The organism is Lysinibacillus sp. NPDC093692, from assembly GCF_050280125.1.
GTDB lineage: Bacteria > Bacillota > Bacilli > Bacillales_A > Planococcaceae > Lysinibacillus.
Genome location: NZ_JBNNUW010000050.1, coordinates 1 through 5,870 on the forward strand (window position 1 = coordinate 1; position 5,870 = coordinate 5,870).

3 protein-coding genes and 1 pseudogene are annotated in these 5,870 nt (G+C 33.8%); 2 read left to right on the top strand and 2 right to left on the bottom strand.

The features are described from left to right. Positions 1–610: 610 nt before the first annotated feature. The gene (locus ACQKN4_RS25205) at positions 611–1,885 is read right to left on the bottom strand and encodes a cation:dicarboxylate symporter family transporter (protein ID WP_079561146.1); all 1,275 of its coding nucleotides are present in this window, start codon (positions 1,883–1,885) and stop codon (positions 611–613) included. 362 nt (positions 1,886–2,247) lie between these two features. On the opposite strand from ACQKN4_RS25205, the gene ACQKN4_RS25210 reads away from it, so the two are divergent. After that, on the top strand, positions 2,248–2,502 hold the full coding sequence (locus tag ACQKN4_RS25210) for a hypothetical protein (RefSeq protein WP_427485200.1): 255 nt from the start codon (positions 2,248–2,250) through the stop codon (positions 2,500–2,502). Positions 2,503–2,920: 418 nt separating this feature from the next. Here ACQKN4_RS25210 and ACQKN4_RS25215 read toward each other — a convergent pair whose 3' ends face one another. After that, a complete protein-coding gene (locus ACQKN4_RS25215; RefSeq protein WP_427485201.1) occupies positions 2,921–5,104 on the bottom strand; it encodes a M60 family metallopeptidase in 2,184 nt (727 codons plus the stop codon). Between the two features lie 579 nt (positions 5,105–5,683). On the opposite strand from ACQKN4_RS25215, the pseudogene ACQKN4_RS25220 reads away from it, so the two are divergent. Next, positions 5,684–5,870: pseudogene (locus ACQKN4_RS25220) on the top strand (IS3 family transposase); the annotation flags it as partial.

The following is a 5,870-nucleotide window of genomic DNA, read 5'->3' on the forward strand; positions in this document are numbered from 1 at the left end:
CAGTAAATAATATTAGCGATTTTCCTTTCCTTGCTTTAACACTTAAAAATGCTCGTTTGATAAAATTCATTTTCCTTACCTCCTTGATAGCTATAATATATAGGAGTAATGTGTAGTTTATATGGAGATACTGCGAAGTGTATCTAGAGATATACGGGAGTTAATGTGGATCAATCTCCGAACTTTATTTTTGAAGAAATGATTATTTTATATTAAAAAAGAAGCAATTCCCCCACCAAATGGCTTATTGATGGAGGAATTGCGTGCTGTAAATTTTATATTCAATTATTTTAGTTCTTTACAGAAATAGTTTAAATTAGACAAGAAACACTTTTGTTTCTATGATTACTAGTTTTTTCGAATCTGTAATTTCTGTTATTTTAGCCTATAAGTAAATTATGTAGGGGACTTTAATTTAGTGAGTGACTTGATTTAAAGTGAACTATAGATGATTGTTCATCAATTATTTTCATTTGTTACTGTATAACTATCCCCATAGAAAAAACACCTCCACGTTGATCTGATAAAGTGCAATATTCCCGATCAACGAAAGGTGTTTTTATTTGTTCTTGTTTTTAGGTCAGTGTAATGCTACACATAGTGATGAAATTTATGCTAAATTTTCGTTATTTTTAAAGTAATTTTTCATTTTGTCTGTATCGAAACGGCCTTCCCATTTCGCCATAACTAATGACGCAAGTGAGTTACCAATTACGTTAACGACTGTACGTCCCATATCAAGGATACGATCGATACCTGCGATGAATGCTAAACCTTCAAGTGGAATGCCGACAGTACCTAAAGTTGCTAGAAGTACAACGAATGATACTCCTGGAACACCTGCAATCCCTTTAGATGTAACCATTAATACAAGCATTAACGTAATTTGTTCACCAATACTTAGGTGAATACCGTACATTTGAGCAATAAATAATGCAGCAATAGCTTGGTACAGGGTTGAACCATCTAAGTTAAAGGAGTAACCGGTTGGAATAACAAAGGATACGATATCCTTTGGAGCACCTAATTTCTCCATTTTCAACATAATTCGTGGTAACACAGCCTCAGAACTTGCTGTTGAGAACGCTAAAATCAGCTCATCTTTTAGTACTTTAATTAAGAAGAGGATGCTGACACCTGCGAATTTTGCAACAAGCGCAAGAACGACAAATATAAAGAATAGCATTGTTGCGTAAACAAGTATAGCAAGTTTAGCCAGTGGTATCAGAGAAGCGAATCCATATTTGGAAACGGTTACACCGATTAAACCAAATACCCCAAGCGGAGCGAATTTCATGACAAGGTTTGTTACCCAGAACATAGCGTCTGCTACCCCTTGGAAGAAGTCTAATACTGGTTTTCCTCGTTCGCCAATGGCAGCAACCCCTAAACCAAAAATAACTGAGAAGAAGATGATAGCAAGCATGTCGCCTTCACCCATTGACTGAATGATATTTGTGGGTACAATGCCTACAATAATATCAAACGGTCCTTCATGCTGTACTTCTTCTGTAGTTGTAACGTATTTCGAAATATCTCCTTGAGAGAGCTCGTTCATGTTCAGACCTGCGCCAGGTTGGAATATGTTTGCGGAAAGTAAACCAACAACAATTGCTACTGTTGTAATAATTTCAAAGTAAATAATTGATTTCCCGCCCAATCGTCCAAGCTGTTTCATGTCTCCAGTACCAGCTACACCAACGATTAAAGTCGAAATAATAATCGGCACAACAATCATTTTAATGAGATGAAGGAAAATATCGCCTAAAGGTTGTAAATATGTTTCGATTTTCGGGCTTCCGTAAAAGATACCACCAACAATAATCCCTAAAATCAAACCGACTAAAATTTGAGTCGCTAAACTGATTCTAAATTTCTTCTTCAAAACTTTCGTACCTCCTAGTATTAATTTTTTTGGCTCGTGCCTTATCGTACAAGTTACTTATAAAATCCGACAAAATCCGATGAAAAATTAATTAATTTTTAAGAAATATCTGAATATATCATCCAACAAATTCCTTATTATCGTAAGTATCGCGCGCATATACTATTAAATCCTTTTACTTATAATCCGCTTTATTTTTACCAAACTAAAATATATTCATCGATTTAGGGGAGAGAAAATAATGTGTAGAATGATTAGGTGCTTTTTTCTATTAATTGGAACACTACCATGTTGGGATTCGATAGAACCCCAGAGAATGTATTAAGTTAATGGGCTCGGAGTGGGTTTTAAAGCTGCTTAGTATGAGGTTTATCTACATATTAATTAACTTTAAAAATATAGCCAAATCTGACACCCCTTCTGTTCTAGAAGCGCCTGCAGAGATTGGAAATGCTAAAGGAGACACAGCAGAAGAAGCTATTTTTGAATTATATCGTTCCGTTGATCAAGAAGTTAAATGGGGGCATATAACCCATTTGATATTTACAGAGGAATCTTTAAAACACGAGGACGCTTTCTCAATTATCGATACTTTCTTACGATTTAGAGAAACATGATATCAGACAAATGTCCACTTTACCCAAGAGCCCTCTTTTTAAATAAACCACTAATAACAAGCTAAGCTATGAAACTGCAAGGAGGATTGAATTTGAGTGTATTTATTATTTTAATACATTATAGATAGTGCTATTTTTCCTATCTACTAATTGTTATTATTGTAAGTCAAATAAAAAGTCGATTCCATAATTTATGGAATCGACTTTTTATTTGGTACTTTAGCTTGTAAATTTCCCCCTTTAACAGGTGGGACATTTACAATAAGAAAAGAAATTTTGACAAATTCGGACCATTTCACTTCATATACTTATCACATTACCCATAAAGTCCTAATTTAGGCGAAACTAGAAAAGGGTAGAAACCATATGTAAATGCGCTTCATTCTGGATTGTAATGTTTAAATCTTTAATAACGTTGCTACTTTATTAACAAACCTGTAGAAGTGACTTCATAAACTACTTTTTCCCCAAAACTTTCTTGTTCACCATTGTCTATTTTCATAATAGTAGCCCTGTGTCCCCCCTCTAGATGTGTCAATTCAATTTTGTCGCCTACTTTCACTGGTACCTTTTGTGATTCCGCATTCTGGTGTTTGTTTCCATAAATATCTTTATTGTATATCACTTGTCCAGATGAATTCTGCACTATTATGCTTGCATATGTTTTATCAAAGTAATGATGTGGTACACCTGCATTTAAATTGATTTGTATTTCTTCAGTCAATTTATTCAAGTTCACATTTGCAAACTCAAAATCTCCAATACCCTTCAGCGACCATGTAAATTGGTTACCATCCAAAGTTTTTGCTTCTGGTAATTTTTCTACCTTCTTTAGACCCTCTACGGTAACTTTGTAGATGCCTTTTTCTTCAAAGCTTTCTTGTTTTCCGTTATCTACATTTGTAATCGTAGCCCGTTCTCCACCTTCAAGATGTGTCAACTCAATATAATCTCCTTCATTTACGGACACTCTTTCTTGTTCTGCATTCTGTTTTTTATTCCCATATATATCTTTCTTATATACTTCTACTCCAGCTAGATTTTGTACTTTTATACTCGCATATATTTTATCAAAGTAGTGATGTGGCACACCTGCTTTTAGATCAACTTGCATTTCTCCTGTCGATTTATTCAAATTTACCTTTGCAAATTCAAAATCTCCAATTCCTTTCAACGACCAGGCAAATTGGTTACCATCTAAAATGTTACCAGATTCTGATGTATCCGGTTTAATTGGATTAGAATCGGTACTTTTCCAAATTTCAGCTGTTAAGATTGGATACCCTAGTGCCGCTACCTTTTGGATCGTATCATTATTTGGTCGCAATCCCCATTTTTCAAAAAATGGAATTAAATTTTGTTGAGCTGCTTTAGAGGCTTCAATCATAAATAATTGTTTCTTGTCTTCATTATTTTTAGGTAACATACTATCAGACATATTTCTATACGATTGATGCAATTTAGGATAAAATTCTTCTCCATACGCCAGATGTAATTGCCATAGCATAGCAAGTTTAACAAAAAGATCACTAATCTCGTCATAATTTTTATTCTGCTGTTCTAAGTAGCTAAAAGCCTTTGGATAAACACCTTCTCTCTCTAATCTGGTTGGATGACCAAATGCTTTTTCTACTGCAAGACTATAAATATTGTTTTGAACCTCTGTCATATTATAAAATGCCCAAGGATTTTGTTGTCTCATATGCCCCGCCTCATGCCACGGGCCCCATCCATCATTTATAAATTTATTAATATTTAAGATATGTTGGATTGCGTCTCCTACATATGCAGTTCTATAAGGATATGCATACATAAAATAATCTAGAGAATTATTATCCTCAACATAGTGTAGATAATGTTTATCTACTTGTTCTTCAGATAATCCAGATATTTTATCTTGAATTCTAGTAGCTTCATCTAACTTTTTCAATAGTTGAGTAGGATCTGTGTTAGAGCCTATCAAATATTTTTTAACACGTGCTGGGCTAGCAGTTATCAATACACGCTCCCCTTTTAATTCAACCGTATGTGCATTTGGATATTGATTAAGCATATCTATTAAATCTTGTTTTGTATGCTTTCCGAGTTCATAGAGAGGGGTAGCCGTTCCGCCTGATGTTATTGTTGTTTGAATGGTGCCTCCTTGTTGTTTATTGTAAAAATAAATCATCCCACCATTTGGAGACTGAATAGTGTTTGAACCAGGTTTTAATGTAAAGGATTTTATTTTTGAATCTTCTCTCCATGAAGCATCATATGAATAAGTTCCAATGTATGCATCGATATTTTGATTTCCTGCTACTTGAATGATTATTTGTTCATTAGGCCTAGCGTATATCCCAGTCGGTTCATAAGGACTGAATGATCTATCTCTTCTTTCGCTTTTTTGGAATTTCGCGATATCCCCTTTTCCTGGAACTGCAAACTTCCGATTTTCCACTGCCACTGATTTTTCGTTTTTTAACACGTTAGATACATTCTGTTGCTGTGTTTGTTCTTCCGCAAAGGCTTCTAATGAAGGCGTTATTCCGGTAGCAAACATAGAAAATAGAGCAGTTGACATCACTAAATTTTTTGTTTTTTGTTTTTGTCTTCTTTTCATCATATATCTCTCCTACTATTTATTTAATTACATAAGTAATCCTATTACTTATATATCCATAGTATCTTTTGACACATTTTTTAACAATTACGCCATAAATATACCAATATCAACACATTATTAATCATTTATTCTCTTAATTCATTATACAAATCAAATAAACATATCAATAAACACTTCGAATAGCAATATTGATATAAAACCAAGGGAAATAATATCTTAATTGTAATAATTTGTTCATTTTATAAGTCATCATTCAACCTCATATATGAAACGTAAATAGCCGAACATTTACGTCCTTTGGATGCTATCAGGCAAATCTATGCGAGGGGTAAAGAAACAATTAAACATATTTTTGCGGAAGCTTGCTTTTACTGCCATGAATTTGAAAAAGCTTGCTGATTATTTCGGAATGCGAATCTTCAACTAAACCAGCTAATAGGTTGTCAATATCTATTTGTAAAATGGCACTTTTCTTTATGTTATACTTTTTTGGGTATACCAAATAACCCTCCAAGTGTTTGAACTGCTCCCCAATTATTAGACACTCAATCTAACAATTGGAGATGCAGTTTTTGTATGGTTAAATTTAAAGAAAAAGTGAAATTAGAAGCTGTTCAAAGATATTTATTTGGGAATGAAAGTTTAAGAACAATCGGAGAAGATATAGGCGTTGCCCATCGAACTATATTAACCTGGGTGAAACTACACGAATATAATGGCTCAGAAGCCTTTGTAAAACAATATACAAATTACACCGCACAGT

Bases quoted from the DNA above. Each gene is read 5' to 3' on its own strand.
- ACQKN4_RS25215 (WP_427485201.1), bottom strand. From the start codon at position 5,104: ATGAAAAGAAGACAAAAACAAAAAACAAAAAATTTAGTGATGTCAACT.
- ACQKN4_RS25210 (WP_427485200.1), top strand. From the start codon at position 2,248: ATGAGGTTTATCTACATATTAATTAACTTTAAAAATATAGCCAAATCT.